Source organism: Pantoea vagans (assembly GCF_001506165.1).
In the GTDB taxonomy this organism is placed as follows: domain Bacteria; phylum Pseudomonadota; class Gammaproteobacteria; order Enterobacterales; family Enterobacteriaceae; genus Pantoea; species Pantoea vagans_C.
The window spans coordinates 3585018-3599463 of sequence record NZ_CP011427.1 but is presented as its reverse complement, the minus strand read 5'-3'; the positions used below and the strand labels follow the sequence as shown (position 1 = coordinate 3599463).

Annotated in this window: 16 protein-coding genes; 11 read left to right on the top strand and 5 right to left on the bottom strand. The window is 53.5% G+C overall.

What is annotated here, in order from left to right:
- The first annotated feature begins 37 nt into the window (after positions 1–37).
- Positions 38–1690: a chaperonin GroEL gene (groL, locus tag LK04_RS16745; protein WP_039327426.1), complete on the top strand. Its 1653-nt coding sequence runs from the start codon at positions 38–40 to the stop codon at positions 1688–1690.
- A gap of 314 nt (positions 1691–2004) precedes the next feature.
- Positions 2005–2352 (top strand): DUF4156 domain-containing protein, encoded by a 348-nt coding sequence (locus tag LK04_RS16740; RefSeq protein ID WP_039327428.1) that lies wholly within the window; start codon positions 2005–2007, stop codon positions 2350–2352.
- Between the two features lie 43 nt (positions 2353–2395).
- Here the strand turns inward: LK04_RS16740 and epmB are convergent, their stop codons facing one another.
- Complete coding sequence (gene epmB / locus LK04_RS16735) at positions 2396–3424, bottom strand: EF-P beta-lysylation protein EpmB (RefSeq protein ID WP_039327430.1); 1029 nt, start codon at positions 3422–3424, stop codon at positions 2396–2398.
- Positions 3425–3465: 41 nt separating this feature from the next.
- Between epmB and efp the strand changes: the two genes are divergently transcribed.
- The 4 genes from efp (at position 3466) to epmA (ending at position 5600) form a co-directional block, all read left to right on the top strand.
- The gene (gene efp / locus LK04_RS16730; RefSeq protein ID WP_039327432.1) at positions 3466–4032 is read left to right on the top strand and encodes an elongation factor P; all 567 of its coding nucleotides are present in this window, start codon (positions 3466–3468) and stop codon (positions 4030–4032) included.
- 56 nt (positions 4033–4088) lie between these two features.
- Positions 4089–4223, top strand: a complete 135-nt coding sequence (locus tag LK04_RS16725) for an entericidin A/B family lipoprotein (RefSeq protein ID WP_039327661.1) — start codon at positions 4089–4091, stop codon at positions 4221–4223.
- Positions 4224–4325: 102 nt separating this feature from the next.
- Positions 4326–4460, top strand: coding sequence for an entericidin A/B family lipoprotein (locus LK04_RS16720; protein WP_038649531.1), 135 nt, complete (start codon positions 4326–4328; stop codon positions 4458–4460).
- Between the two features lie 162 nt (positions 4461–4622).
- Positions 4623–5600, top strand: a complete 978-nt coding sequence (epmA, locus tag LK04_RS16715) for an elongation factor P--(R)-beta-lysine ligase (protein ID WP_039327436.1) — start codon at positions 4623–4625, stop codon at positions 5598–5600.
- A 23-nt stretch (positions 5601–5623) separates the two neighbouring features.
- Here epmA and degS read toward each other — a convergent pair whose 3' ends face one another.
- The 3 genes from degS to zapG all read right to left on the bottom strand — a co-directional run bounded on the left by degS (position 5624) and on the right by zapG (position 8667).
- Positions 5624–6703 carry an outer membrane-stress sensor serine endopeptidase DegS gene (gene degS / locus LK04_RS16710; RefSeq protein WP_039327438.1) on the bottom strand — a complete coding sequence of 360 codons (1080 nt, stop codon included), beginning with the start codon at positions 6701–6703 and terminating at the stop codon, positions 5624–5626.
- Positions 6704–6789: 86 nt separating this feature from the next.
- Positions 6790–8160 (bottom strand): serine endoprotease DegQ, encoded by a 1371-nt coding sequence (gene degQ, locus LK04_RS16705; RefSeq protein WP_039327440.1) that lies wholly within the window; start codon positions 8158–8160, stop codon positions 6790–6792.
- A gap of 102 nt (positions 8161–8262) precedes the next feature.
- A complete protein-coding gene (zapG, locus tag LK04_RS16700; RefSeq protein WP_039327442.1) occupies positions 8263–8667 on the bottom strand; it encodes a Z-ring associated protein ZapG in 405 nt (134 codons plus the stop codon).
- A 184-nt stretch (positions 8668–8851) separates the two neighbouring features.
- On the opposite strand from zapG, the gene zapE reads away from it, so the two are divergent.
- The 5 genes from zapE to sspB all read left to right on the top strand — a co-directional run bounded on the left by zapE (position 8852) and on the right by sspB (position 12510).
- Complete coding sequence (zapE, locus tag LK04_RS16695) at positions 8852–9979, top strand: cell division protein ZapE (RefSeq protein WP_039327444.1); 1128 nt, start codon at positions 8852–8854, stop codon at positions 9977–9979.
- Between the two features lie 237 nt (positions 9980–10216).
- Complete coding sequence (gene rplM, locus LK04_RS16690) at positions 10217–10645, top strand: 50S ribosomal protein L13 (RefSeq protein ID WP_039327446.1); 429 nt, start codon at positions 10217–10219, stop codon at positions 10643–10645.
- A gap of 15 nt (positions 10646–10660) precedes the next feature.
- A complete protein-coding gene (rpsI, locus tag LK04_RS16685) occupies positions 10661–11053 on the top strand; it encodes a 30S ribosomal protein S9 (protein WP_034826648.1) in 393 nt (130 codons plus the stop codon).
- Positions 11054–11379: 326 nt separating this feature from the next.
- The gene (gene sspA, locus LK04_RS16680; RefSeq protein WP_039327450.1) at positions 11380–12021 is read left to right on the top strand and encodes a stringent starvation protein SspA; all 642 of its coding nucleotides are present in this window, start codon (positions 11380–11382) and stop codon (positions 12019–12021) included.
- A gap of 3 nt (positions 12022–12024) precedes the next feature.
- The gene (gene sspB, locus LK04_RS16675) at positions 12025–12510 is read left to right on the top strand and encodes a ClpXP protease specificity-enhancing factor (protein ID WP_039327451.1); all 486 of its coding nucleotides are present in this window, start codon (positions 12025–12027) and stop codon (positions 12508–12510) included.
- Positions 12511–12644: 134 nt separating this feature from the next.
- Here the strand turns inward: sspB and LK04_RS16670 are convergent, their stop codons facing one another.
- Positions 12645–14399 carry a sulfite reductase subunit alpha gene (locus LK04_RS16670; RefSeq protein ID WP_039327453.1) on the bottom strand — a complete coding sequence of 585 codons (1755 nt, stop codon included), beginning with the start codon at positions 14397–14399 and terminating at the stop codon, positions 12645–12647.
- Between the last annotated feature and the right edge of the window lie 47 nt (positions 14400–14446).

Below are 14446 nucleotides of genomic sequence, written 5' to 3'. Positions count from 1 at the left end.
AATTCACTGAACGAAACGAATTTAAGGGATATTTGAAATGGCAGCTAAAGACGTAAAATTCGGTAATGACGCACGCGTAAAAATGCTGCGTGGCGTGAATGTACTGGCAGATGCAGTAAAAGTTACCCTGGGCCCGAAAGGCCGTAACGTGGTTCTGGATAAATCTTTTGGTGCACCGACCATCACCAAAGATGGTGTTTCTGTTGCGCGTGAAATCGAACTGGAAGACAAGTTCGAAAACATGGGTGCACAGATGGTGAAAGAAGTTGCCTCTAAAGCGAACGACGCTGCAGGTGACGGTACGACCACTGCAACCGTACTGGCGCAGGCTATCGTCAACGAAGGTCTGAAAGCTGTTGCGGCTGGCATGAACCCAATGGACCTGAAGCGCGGTATCGATAAAGCCGTTGCTGCAGCCGTTGAAGAGCTGAAAACCCTGTCTGTACCTTGCCAGGACACCAAAGCGATTGCACAGGTTGGTACCATCTCTGCTAACTCTGATGAAACCGTCGGTACCCTGATCGCTGATGCGATGGAAAAAGTGGGTAAAGAAGGCGTTATCACCGTTGAAGAAGGCACCGGCCTGCAAGACGAGCTGGACGTGGTTGAAGGTATGCAGTTTGACCGTGGCTACCTGTCTCCATACTTCATCAACAAGCCAGAAACCGGCGCTATCGAACTGGATGCACCGTACATCCTGCTTGCTGATAAGAAAATCTCTAACATCCGTGAACTGCTGCCAGTACTGGAAGCGGTTGCGAAAGCCGGTAAACCACTGCTGATCATCGCTGAAGATGTTGAAGGCGAAGCACTGGCGACTCTGGTGGTGAACACCATGCGCGGTATCGTGAAAGTGGCTGCTGTTAAAGCACCTGGTTTCGGCGACCGTCGTAAAGCCATGCTGCAGGATATCGCTATCCTGACCGGTGGTACCGTGATTTCTGAAGAGATCGGTCTGGACCTGGAAAAAGCCACCCTGGAAGATCTGGGTCAGGCTAAGCGTGTTGTGATCAACAAAGATACCTCTACCATCATCGATGGTGTAGGCGATCAAGGCGCAATTCAGGGCCGCGTAACGCAGATTCGTCAGCAGATCGAAGAAGCGACCTCTGATTACGACAAAGAAAAACTGCAGGAGCGCGTAGCGAAACTGGCAGGCGGCGTGGCCGTTCTGAAAGTGGGCGCAGCCACTGAAGTTGAAATGAAAGAGAAGAAAGCGCGCGTTGAAGATGCCCTGCACGCAACCCGTGCTGCGGTAGAAGAAGGCGTGGTTGCTGGTGGTGGTGTTGCACTGGTGCGTGTTGCGGCGAAAATCGCAGCATCTGGCCTGAAAGGTCAGAACGAAGATCAGAACGTGGGTATCAAAGTTGCGCTGCGCGCAATGGAAGCTCCACTGCGTCAGATCGTGTCTAACGCCGGTGAAGAGCCATCTGTGGTTGCTAACAACGTGAAAGCGGGCGACGGCAACTACGGTTACAACGCGCAGACTGAAGAGTACGGCAACATGATCGACTTCGGTATCCTGGACCCAACTAAAGTGACCCGTTCTGCGCTGCAGTACGCCTCTTCTGTTGCCGGTCTGATGATCACCACCGAAGCGATGGTGACCGACCTGCCTAAAGGCGATGCACCTGATTTAGGCGCAGCTGGCGGCATGGGTGGCATGGGCGGAATGGGCGGCATGATGTAATTTGCCCCTGACTGCTTAAGTCATGTGAAAAACCCTCGATTGGAAACGGTCGGGGGTTTTTCTTTTGGCGGCGAACAAGGTATAAGTAGGAGCGCAATATTGCGGGTTTTACCCGTCATATTTCTGGCTGCAGATGCGTTGGCTGCGTTCATTCACCCCAGTCACTTACTGGAGTAAGCTCTTGGGGATTCATGCCCTTGCCGCCTTTCTGCACCTGGAACTATTTAGGGTAGGTGGCAATGAATGTTCAGAAAAAATGTGCGTTTTTCTGCTACGCTGCCGCCCGACACTGATGATAATAAATGGGGATTACAATGCGGATTAACCTCTTGCTCGGACTGGCGGTAGGGACTTTACTGCTGGCGGGCTGCAGCAGCTCCAATCAACTGAGTTCAGGCGGCGAACGTGTGACCTTCGTCGACCAACAGCCTGGCAGCCAATGTCAGCTTCTGGGTAACGTCACCGGCTCACAGAGCAACTGGTTGAGCGGTTCAGGCGGTGAAGGCAGTTCTCTGCGTGGCGCAGCCAATGACCTGCGTAACCGTGCGGCAGAAATGGGCGGCAACGTGATTTACGGTGCAACCAGCCCAACGCAGAACCTGCTGTCTGCTTTTGCACCGCTTGACAGCAAAATGTCTGGTCAGGTGTATAAGTGCCCTTAATGGCACGGAATGAATATGAAAAAAGCCGCTGATGCGGCTTTTTTTATTCCTGACGGAGCTGTAAATCCAGCGGCGTTTTGCTGGGTTCACCACCAATCTCACGCGCCAGCTTCGGCACCATGTAGCCTGACACCATCGTCAACAATTGACGCACAAGCGCACGGGCTTCATCGTCGGAAACAAAGAAATGGGCGGCACCCTGCACTTTATCCAGCACGTGCAGGTAGTAAGGCAGAATGCCCGCATCAAATAACGCATTACTCAGGTTGGCCAGTGCTTGCGCATCATCGTTGATGCCACGTAGCAGCACACTCTGATTGAGCAACGTCACACCTGCACGCTTCAACATCTGCATGCCATAGCGCAGCTCGTCATCAATCTCCTGCGCGTGGTTGATATGACTGACCATTAACACTTGCAGGCGCGTCTCAGCCAGAATCTGACACAATCCTTCAGTGATGCGAGCAGGGATCACCACCGGCAAGCGGCTGTGGATACGCAAACGTTTCAGATGCGGAATTTTTTCCAGCGCGCCAACCAGCCACGCCAGCTCATGATCTTTCGCCATCAGCGGATCGCCACCGGAGAAGATGATCTCATCCAGTTCTGGATGTTCCGCAATGTAATCAATCGCAGCCTGCCAGTTGCGTTTATTGCCCTGGTTATCCTGATAGGGGAAATGGCGGCGGAAACAGTAGCGGCAGTTGACGGCACAACCGCCTTTCACCAGCAGCAGCGCACGGTTTCTATACTTATGCAGTAAACCCGGCACCACGCTGCTCTGTTCGTCGAGCGGGTCGGTGCTGTAACCTGGCGCATCATTAAATTCCTGACGGCTGGTCAAAACTTGCAGCAACAGAGGGTCTTGTGGATCACCGATCGCCATACGCTGAATGAAGGCGCGAGGCACGCGCAGGGCAAAAAGCTTGCGCGCATCGTGGCCTGCGGCCAAATCTGCATGATGATCGAGAGATAAAAGTTGCAGTAATTCAGTAGGATCGGTGACAACATCAGCAAGTTGCTGCAACCAATCTTCTCTGATGGGGGGATTTAGGGTTACAATGTTTGCCATTTTTTTGGCTATTACCAGTTCAATATTTACAGAGGGCCTTTATGGCGACTTATCTTAGCAACGATTTCCGTCCCGGTCTTAAAATCATGTTCGAAGGCGAGCCATATGCCATCGAAGCCAGTGAGTTCGTCAAGCCGGGTAAAGGCCAGGCATTTGCACGCGTGAAAATGCGTCGTCTGCTGACCGGTTCTCGCGTTGAGAAGACTTTCAAATCTACTGACTCTGCCGAAGGCGCAGACGTTCGTGATATGACGCTGCAGTACTCTTACAATGACGGCGACTTCTACTACTTCATGCACCCAGAGTCTTTCGAGCAGTATCAGATCGAAGCTAAAGTGCTGGATGACGTGACCAAATGGTTGCAGGACAACGCTGATTGTATCGTTACCCTGTGGAACGATAAAGCGATCGCGGTTCAGCCACCGAACTTCATCGAAGCTGAAGTGACTGAAACTGACCCTGGCCTGAAAGGTGACACCGCAGGTACCGGCGGCAAACCCGCTACTCTGTCGACTGGCGCAGTGATCAAAGTTCCACTGTTCGTGCAGATTGGCGAAGTCGTTAAAGTGGATACCCGCTCTGGCGAATACGTTTCCCGCGTAAAATAATCGTCAAATCAGGCGCATCATCGATGCGCCTTTTTTCATTCTATGAGTTCAGAAAAATGAAAAAGATAGCGAAGTTGGCTGTTTTTGCGTTGCTGGTCTCCTCCGCTTTGAGTGCCTGCAACACTTTCCACGGCTTTGGTGAAGATGTCTCCCATTTGGGTGGCGCGATCTCACACGCAGCTGACAAATAAATTGCGACGACATCCCGTTTTCAGCGGCTTAGCCTGCAAGGTTGTGTATAAGGTCTATGCTTGAATAGCTGTACTTTTACTGCAACCAACAAGGATATGGCTATGTTAAAGAAAAGTATTGTCGCGATTCTTTCTGTTCTGGTTCTTTCCTCCGTTTTGACTGCCTGCAACACCACCCGTGGTGTTGGCGAGGATGTTCAGGCGGGCGGCAAAGCGATTCAGCGCAGCGCACAGTAATCAAAACCGGTGCGGAACCTGGTTTCGTACCGGATTTATCTCTGTCATCTCACCTCCTTATCTGAAAAAGCACTGTTAACGCCTGTCTCCCCGTTACGCCGTTGTTTGCCTTAATCAATACGGGTAGACTTCTCCCCCTTATCTGTATACGGAGTCACCAACATGAGCGAAACGGCAAGCTGGCAGCCGAGCGCACCCATTGCCAATTTGTTGAAACGTGCCGCCATTTTGGCGGAGATTCGTCGTTTCTTTGCCGATCGCGGCGTGCTGGAGGTTGATACCCCGGCGATGAGCCAGGCGACCATTACCGATATCCATCTGGTACCCTTCCAGACGCGTTTTGTTGGGCCTGGCGCAGCAGAAGGGCGCGATCTCTGGCTGATGACCAGTCCGGAATATCACATGAAGCGTCTGCTGGCGGCGGGCAGTGGCCCGATCTACCAGATGGGACGTTGCTTCCGTAATGAGGAGGCAGGACGTCATCACAATCCAGAATTCACCATGCTGGAGTGGTATCGCCCACACTACGACATGTATCGTCTGATGAATGAAGTGGACGATTTAATGCAGCAAGTGCTGGAGTGCGATAGCGCCGAGTCACTGTCATACCAGCAAGCGTTTATCCGTCACCTGGAGCTCGACCCGCTATCGGCGGATAAAGCGCAACTGCGTGAAGCGGCAACCAAACTGGGCGAAGGTGAACTGGCTAACCGCGAAGATGACCGCGATACGCTGCTGCAGCTGCTGTTTATGCTGGGGGTTGAACCGAAGATTGGCAATGACAAGCCATGCTTCGTGTATCACTTCCCGGCAAGCCAGGCGGCGCTGGCTGAAATCAGCACCGAAGATCATCGTGTCGCAGAGCGCTTCGAGGTCTATTACAAAGGTGTGGAGTTGGCAAACGGATTCCGTGAGTTAACCGATAGTCGTGAACAGCGTCAGCGTTTTGAGCAGGATAACCGCCGCCGTGCCGCACGGGGTTTGCCGCAACACCCGATTGATACCAATCTACTGGATGCGCTGTCGCACGGCATGCCCGCGTGTTCAGGCGTGGCGCTGGGTGTTGATCGTTTGATTATGCTGGCGTTGAAAGCGGATGCGCTGAGCGACGTGATCGCCTTCCCGGTCGATCGCAGTTAAATCTGAAGGGCGCATCAGCGCCCTTATTGCTGTGGCGTGGTGGTTGCCGGTGCTTCCGGGAACTCCTGAATGGTCACGGGCAACATCATCTTCTGTTCGTTACGTAACACCTGCACCTGAATCACCGACCCGGGGCGAATCTCCGCCACCTGGTCCATGGTTTCCTGCGCCGACAAGGCCGGTTTGCCGTTTACCTGCAACAGCACATCATTAGCCTGAATGCCCGCACGATCGGCTGGCCCTCCCGGTGTCACTTCACTGACGATAATGCCTTGCGCGCGATCGAGGCTGCTGCCCTGGCCGTGCAGCGGGGGAAGTTCACGTCCGGTTATCCCGATATAGCCGCGAATCACGCGACCGTCGCGAATCAGCTTGTCCATAATTTTGGTCGCCAACGCGGTAGGAATGGCAAAACCAATGCCCTCCGGCGTTTCACCGTCATTACTTTTATCAAAGGTGAGCGTGTTGATGCCCATTAACTCACCCAACGAGTTGATCAGCGCACCGCCGGAATTCCCCTGATTGATGGACGCATCGGTCTGCAGGAAGTTTTGACGGCCAGAAGAACTCAAACCTACGCGCCCGGTGGCGCTGATGATGCCTTGGGTGACCGTCTGACCGAGGTTGTAAGGGTTACCGATGGCCATCACGACATCACCAATGTGAGCGATACGCTTGGCATTGATGGGAATGGTTGGCAGGTTAGTGGCGCTGATTTTCAGCACGGCGAGATCGGTCATGGCATCTGAGCCTACTAAGGTGGCTTCAAAGAAACGGCCATCCTGCAGCGCGACGATAATCTGATCGGCGTTATTAATCACATGCTTATTGGTCAGGATGTAGCCTTTCACGTTCATGATCACGCCGGAACCCAGCGTGGTAATGCCACGATTGTTGTTGCCGTGAGCACTGCGGTTATACACATTGACCACCGCAGGCACAGCACGACGCACCCCTTGATTGAAGCTCACGGGGGATTCATCATCGCTGTTATCATGATCAAAGGTGACGTTGCTGCCCATACGCAGCGCAGGAATCGCAACAAGCAGTAAGCCCGCTACGATCAGGCCCATCACCACAGAACGCAAAAGTTTAAGAATCATGGTGTTATTTCAGGAAAGGTTTGATCGCAGGGCAGAATAGCATGAGAAAGGCGGACAAACACCTGCTTGTCCGCCGTTTGCGAGGTTTAACGCATAAGTAGGTAAATGCTCTCGTCACCGCGCACCACATTCAGTGCCAGCACCGGCGGTTTACCTTCCAGCGCTTTGCGCATTTCAGCCAGCGACGTCACGCGATCGCGGTTCACTCCGACAATCACATCGTCTTTCTGCAGGCCAGCCTGCTCAGCCGGAGTGCCTTTTTCGATGGCATCGACTTTCACGCCTTTATCGCCGCTTTTTGCCGTTCCATCACTCAAGGTGGCACCTTGTAATGCTGGCGACATGAGCTGGGCGCTGGCGGTGGTTTGCGCGCTCTGCTCCAGCGTCACGGTCACTGTAACCGGTTTGCCCTGGCGCAACAGACCAATCTTCACCTGCTGGCCTGGCGGTGTGGTGCCCACTTTGACACGCAGTTCGGCAAAGCTGGTGATCGCTTTGTCGTTAATCGAGGTGATGATATCACCCGCCTTGATACCGGCTTTTTGCGCGGCAGAGTTTGGCAGCACTTCGGAAACAAAGGCACCACGCTGTGCATCGACATTAAAGGCTTTGGCGATATCCGCCGTCATTTCCGTGCCTTTGATACCGAGTTGCCCGCGTTTCACTTCACCTGACTGAATCAACTGCTGTGCAAGATTCATTGCCATATTGCTCGGGATGGCGAAGCCGATACCAATGTTGCCGCCGCTGGAGGCCAGGATGGCGGTGTTGATGCCAATCAGCTCACCATTCAGGTTCACCAGCGCACCACCAGAGTTACCGCGGTTGATCGCCGCATCGGTCTGGATGAAGTTTTCCAGCCCTTCGAGGTTCAAACCACTGCGGCCCAGCGCGGAAATAATGCCGGACGTGGCTGTCTGCCCCAGGCCAAACGGGTTACCAATCGCCACGGCAAAATCACCGACTTTCAGGGAATCGGAATCGGCGATTTTTACCTGTGTCAGATTCTTAGCCCCTTCAATCTGGATCAGGGCGATATCGGTCTGCTCATCGTGACCAATCAGTTTGGCGTCATACTCGTTGCCATCGCTCAGTTGCACACTGATTTTATCCGCACCGTTAACCACGTGATTGTTGGTGAGGACATAACCTTTAGCGGCATCAATGATCACGCCTGAACCTAATCCTTCAAACGGCTGCGGTTGGGATTGTCCCGGCGCCTGACCAAAGAAGCGTTTCAGAGGTTCAGGAATATCCTGTGCTTGCTGGCCGCTGTCGGTGCCTTCTACATGCACACTGACCACCGCCGGCAGAACTTTTTCCAGCATCGGAGCCAGACTCGGCAGTGCTTGTCCCTGAACCTGTGCGGGCAGCGTGGCCATTGCGCCGGGCGTTGCGGCCAGACTCATACCAATGCTCAAGGCTAATGCGCTTAACAGTCGTGCTTGTTTTTTCATTGCAAACGCTCTCACTGCGAAAAGAGGATAAAAAGTGTGACCGTAGTTTGGGGCAAGTGTTCGGAAACAAAAAGGGCACAGCTAAGCTGTGCCCCAAAAGGATTATTTGCGTGGAGTGCGATCGCTACCGCGCAGCAGACCGGATGCGCCGTCTGAATAATCACGCGGGATTTGCACCGGTGCCTGATCGTTATCCGCTTCGGCTTCCGTCAGTTGGTAAGCAAACGGATTCTTTTCGCCCGGCAGATTTGGCAGCAGGTCGTTAGAGCCTTTTGCCATATGCTGGTACAGCTGGCGATAATCATGTGCCATGTTGTCCAGCAGCTCTGCGCTGCGAGCAAAGTGGTTGGTGAGCTCTTCGCGATAATCTGCTAGCTCGGCCTTCGATTTTTCCAGTTCATACTGCATGCTACGCTGCTCACGCAGCTTTTTGTTGCCAAAACGCATCACTACCGCGCCGACAATAATGCCAATCACTAAACCAATCAGCCCGTATTCCCAGGTCATAATGACTCCCGTGTAATTTCCGTTGCTTCGTAGGGCATTGCTTCTGTTTCAACTTCATTAGCAGCCACTATACCCAATAATCTATTGGAAGTGGAACTCTCGGGCTGCATCGCTTAGTGTAGTGCGGCCTAATTTTCGCCAACCGACCCGTGAATCGGACTTTTTCAGGGATTCTGAGAGAACCATGCAAACCTTATCTCCGCTTGCCCGTTATGAGCAGGCGCTGTCACAGGGCGAGTTTCGCCCGGACGACGTACAACGCGAAGCGATAACCCGCTTAGATGCTATTCAGCAAGGATTGATAGCGCGCAAACCCGCGCCAGAGCCGGCAGCGAAAGGGCTGTTTGGCCGTTTATCTAAGCTGATGACCAAAGAGAAAAGCAGTAACGAAACGCCGGTGCGTGGTCTTTACATGTGGGGCGGTGTTGGGCGGGGTAAAACCTGGGTGATGGATTTATTTTTTCAGTCTATTCCTGGCGATCGCAAGATGCGTCTGCATTTTCACCGTTTTATGCTGCGCGTCCATGAAGAGTTAACGCAGCTGCAAGGGCACAGCGATCCGCTGTTGATTGTGGCTGACCGTTTTAAAGCTGAAACCGATATTCTCTGTTTCGACGAATTTTTTGTGTCCGACATTACCGATGCGATGTTATTGGGAACGCTGATGGAGGCGCTGTTTGCACGGGGTATCTCGCTGGTGGCTACCTCAAACATTCCACCGGATGACCTGTACCGCAATGGCTTGCAACGTCCTCGCTTCCTGCCCGCGATTGAGCAGATTAAGCGCCATTGTGACGTGATGAATGTCGATGCTGGCATCGATTATCGCCTGCGCACCCTGACCTCGGCACATCTGTGGAATTTCCCACTCAACGAGGCCACGCACGCAGAAATGGAGCGTATGTTCCGCGCGCTGTCAGGAAAAGCGCGTGAGGATGCGCTCGTTCTGGAGATTAACCACCGCCAGATGCCGACGCTGGGCGTCAATGAAGGCGTGCTGGCGATTGATTTCCTCGCATTATGCGGAGAAGGGCGCAGTCAGCATGACTATATTGAGCTATCGCGCCGCTTCCACAGCGTATTGCTGTATGATGTGCCGGTGATGATTTACAAGACGGAAGATCAGGCTCGGCGCTTCCTGGCGCTGGTCGATGAATTCTATGAACGCCACGTCAAATTGGTTGTGGCAGCGGAAACGTCACTGTTCGAAATTTATCAGGGCACACGCTTAAAGTTTGAGTATCAACGCTGCTTATCGCGTTTGCAGGAGATGCAGAGCGAAGAGTATTTGCGTCTGCCGCATCTGCCTTGATAGCGGGGCAGAAATCGCAGGATTTAGATGCAAAAAGGTTCGATCTTTGAGTTCGACTTCTCTATAATCTTGCGACCCCACGTTACAGCATCGATTTTCTTTCCCAGAATCCGATGTGATCCGGTAACTCACTTGAAGGGGTGGCTTGCTGGGCAAAATGGTCGTGTGAGCCTCATTCGTTTACTTAGCGTTTGGGATTTCACCAACGTGTAACTTTTTATTTGGGTAAGCTTTTCAATGAAAACTTTTACAGCTAAACCAGAAACCGTACAGCGTGACTGGTATGTTGTTGACGCAACGGGCAAAACCTTGGGTCGCCTGGCGACTGAACTGGCGCGCCGTCTGCGTGGTAAGCATAAAGCGGAATACACTCCGCACGTTGATACCGGTGATTACATCATCGTTCTGAACGCTGACAAAGTTGCTGTAACCGGCAACAAGCGTACTGACAAGATTTACTATCACCACACTGGCCACATCGGTGGTATCAAGCAAGCGACCTTTGCAGAGATGATCGAGCGCCGTCCTGAGCGTGTGATTGAAATCGCGGTTAAAGGCATGCTGCCGAAAGGCCCACTGGGTCGTGCTATGTACCGTAAACTGAAAGTTTACGCAGGTAACGAGCACAACCACGCGGCGCAGCAACCGCAAGTTCTTGACATTTAATCGGGATTATAGGCAATGGCTGAAACTCAAAACTACGGCACTGGTCGCCGCAAAAGCTCTGCTGCTCGCGTATTCATCAAGCCGGGTAGCGGTAACATCGTCATTAACCAGCGCTCACTGGAGCAATACTTCGGTCGTGAGACTGCACGCATGGTCGTGCGTCAGCCGCTGGAGCTGGTTGATATGGTTGGTAAATTTGACCTGTACATCACTGTTAAAGGTGGTGGTATTTCTGGTCAGGCTGGTGCGATCCGTCACGGTATCACACGCGCTCTGATGGAATACGACGAGTCTCTGCGTCCTGAACTGCGTAAAGCGGGCTTCGTTACCCGTGACGCACGTGAAGTTGAACGTAAGAAAGTCGGCCTGCGTAAAGCACGTCGTCGTCCGCAGTTCTCTAAGCGTTAATTGTTGCTGCTTCGGCAGACACGATTTGCTCAAAAAACCCGCTTCGGCGGGTTTTTTATTGCCTTCATTTATGCTTTCTCACGCTAAAAACGCGAGCTTTACCCGCATTTTGCCCGCAAATGATTATCCCTGCCCCACAAGCTGCTTAAAATCTGGTAAACTCACTGACACTTTGCGCCCGCAAGCTGGAGCGTTGTGCGCGTTATTCCTGTCGGGATGGCAGAATAATGTGATGCACGCTGGCTGTGTGCGATCTGATGAATCGGTGAGTCGCCGTGTGGTTGGCTATTCGCAGTAACTTTTTGTGAACAAACTTGGAGGTTTTCATGGCTGTCGCTGCCAACAAACGTTCGGTAATGACGCTGTTTTCGGGTCCGACTGACATTTTTAGCCATCAAGTACGTATCGTACTGGCCGAAAAGGGCGTCAGCGTGGAGATCGAGCAGGTTGAAACGGATAACCTGCCACAGGATCTGATTGACCTCAACCCGTATCGCACCGTACCTACGCTGGTCGACCGTGAACTGACGCTGTATGAATCACGCATCATCATGGAATACCTTGATGAGCGTTTCCCGCATCCACCGCTGATGCCGGTCTATCCGGTTGCACGTGGCGAAAGCCGTCTGATGATGCATCGCATTGAGCAGGACTGGTATACCCTGATGCGTACCATCGAAACCGGTAACAATGCAGAAGCAGACGCTGCACGTAAGCAACTGCGTGAAGAGTTACTGGCGATTGCACCGCTGTTCTCACGTACGCCATTCTTCATGAGCGAAGAGTTCAGCCTGGTGGATTGCTACCTGGCACCGCTGCTGTGGCGTTTGCCGCAGATGGGCGTAGATCTGCTTGGCGCGGGTTCTAAGGAGCTGAAAGGCTACATGACGCGCGTATTTGAACGTGACTCATTCCTCGCTTCATTAACGGAAGCGGAACGTGAAATGCGCCTGCAAGCCCGGGGCTAATGTATGGAAATGTCGCAACTAACGGCTCGTCGTCCCTATCTGCTGCGCGCGTTTTATGACTGGTTGCTCGACAACCAGCTGACGCCGCATCTGGTGGTCGACATCAATCTGCCTGGTGTGCAGGTGCCGCTGGAGTATGCGCGGGATGGTCAGATCGTTCTGAACATCGCGCCACGCGCGGTGGGTAATCTGGACCTCGCTAATGATGAAGTGCGTTTCAATGCGCGCTTCGGCGGCGTTCCACGCCAGGTTTCTGTCCCGATGGCAGCCGTTCTCGCCATATATGCGCGAGAGAATGGTGCAGGTACCATGTTCGAACCTGAACCGGCTTACGAGCTGGCAACGGACGAGCAAGAGGGCGGCCAGGAAGAGACGATGATGTCTGTGATTGATGGCGATCGTCCAGACGATGCGGCTGATGATGATCACTCGCCGGATGATGAGCCGCCACCGCGTGGTGGACGTCCTTCATTACGCGTGGTGAAGTAAATCGCATGCATTAAAAAACGGGCCGTTTGGCCCGTTTTTTTATATCTGCACATTTGTGTGGGCGCGTTCTGGCGCAACCGTTGCTCACATCGGGCGGCCTGAAGGCCGCACCCTACAAATCGCTACGGCGGGTCTTAGTAGACGTCGCGCAGATAACGCTTATCTTTCTTCAACTGGTCGATGTAAGCCGCAGCACGTTCACTGGAGAGGCCACCAAACTGGCGTACCACTTCATACAGCGCAGCGTCGACATCTTTCGCCATGCGTGAGGCATCGCCACACACATAGAAGTAAGCCCCTTCTTGCAGCCAGGCATACAGCTCGGCGCCTTTTTCCAACATACGGTTCTGCACGTAAATCTTCTCTTCCTGATCGCGTGAGAACGCCAGGTCGAGGTGCGTCAACAGGCCACTCTGCTGCCAGCCACTCAATTCATCTTCGTAGATGTAATCGTGTTCCTGATGCTGGTCGCCAAAGAACAACCAGTTTTTACCGTCTGCACCAGTTGACTGACGCTCTTGCAGGAAGGCGCGGAACGGAGCGATACCGGTACCTGGGCCAACCATGATCAGTGGCGCATTGCCATTCGCTGGGACGCGGAACGCTTTGTTCGGCGAAATGAAGATCGCTGGCTTCTCGCCACGACGCACACGCTCAGCCAGGTAAGTGGAGCACACACCCTTACGCTCACGGCCGCCGCTGTGATAGCGCACAGAAGCAATGGTCAGATGCACCTGATTTGGATGAGTCTTCGAGCTGGAAGAGATGGAGTACGCGCGGTGTTGCAGCGGACGCAGCATCGCAACCAACTCCGGCACGGACAGATTACGCTTCAGCTCCAGCTGCAGCAGGTCCAGGGTGTCTTTGCCCCACAGCCAGTTCGCCAGGGTGTCTTTATCATCGTGCTGCAACACGTGCAGTAGTTCCTGGTTCGCGGTGTGCTGTCCAACCCACTCGATCAGCTTGCGTGACGGCTCAGATATCTCGAACTGATAAGTCAGCAGATCGCCGAGGTTGCGGTCAAAGCCCGGTACCGGCGTTTCGTAATCGGCTTTCAGCTCACTCAGCAGCAGAGTCACCAGCTCAGCGTCGTTGACGGGGATCACGCCCAGCGCATCACCGGCTTCGTACTTCAGGCCACTGTCGGTCAGGTCGAATTCGAAGTGACGAATATCTTTCGCTGAAGACTCGCCAGACAGACGCTTATTGGTCGCCAGTGCGGCGGCATAAGGGTTCTGTTTGTTGCTACCTGGGATCACAGGGGCTTCAGGCGCGCTTTCTAACACCGTGCCGCTGCTGCCTGCACTGGCCGCAAACTGTGGCATCGCATCGCCAATCCATGCACTGGATGGCTCTTCGTAGTCGATATCGCAATCGATGCGGTCAAAGACGCGTTTCGCGCCCAACTGTTCCAGACGCATGTCGAAGAACTTACCTGCCTGGCAGAAGCCGTCGTAGCCGGTATCGCCAATTGCCAGGATGGCAAAGTGCATCTGCTCCAGACGGGGCGCGGTGCTGGCAGAAAGCGCCTGCCAGAACAGCTGTGCATTGTCCGGCATTTCGCCTTCGCCGTAGGTTGAGGTCACGATCAGCACATGGCGCATGGTCGCAAACACATCCAAATCGACTTCGCCCAAGGCCTGAACCACAGGAACCAAACCTTTGGCACGCGCGGCTTTGGCAGCGGTCTGTGCCAGCGCTTCTGCGTTGCCGGTTTGCGAACCGAACAGAATGTGCAACTGCGTATTGGTGGCGCCACCGGCCGCAGGGGCAGTCTGCTTATCTTCTAATACCAACAGGCGCGAGTGGAGGCCGGCGAGAAAACCCGCCAGCCAATATTTCTGTTCGCCGTTAAAGGGCGCATCTTCAGGAATGTAAGGAATCTTCATGGATATCTGTACTCAAACCCGTCTCGTGATGTTCAGTCAATATACAC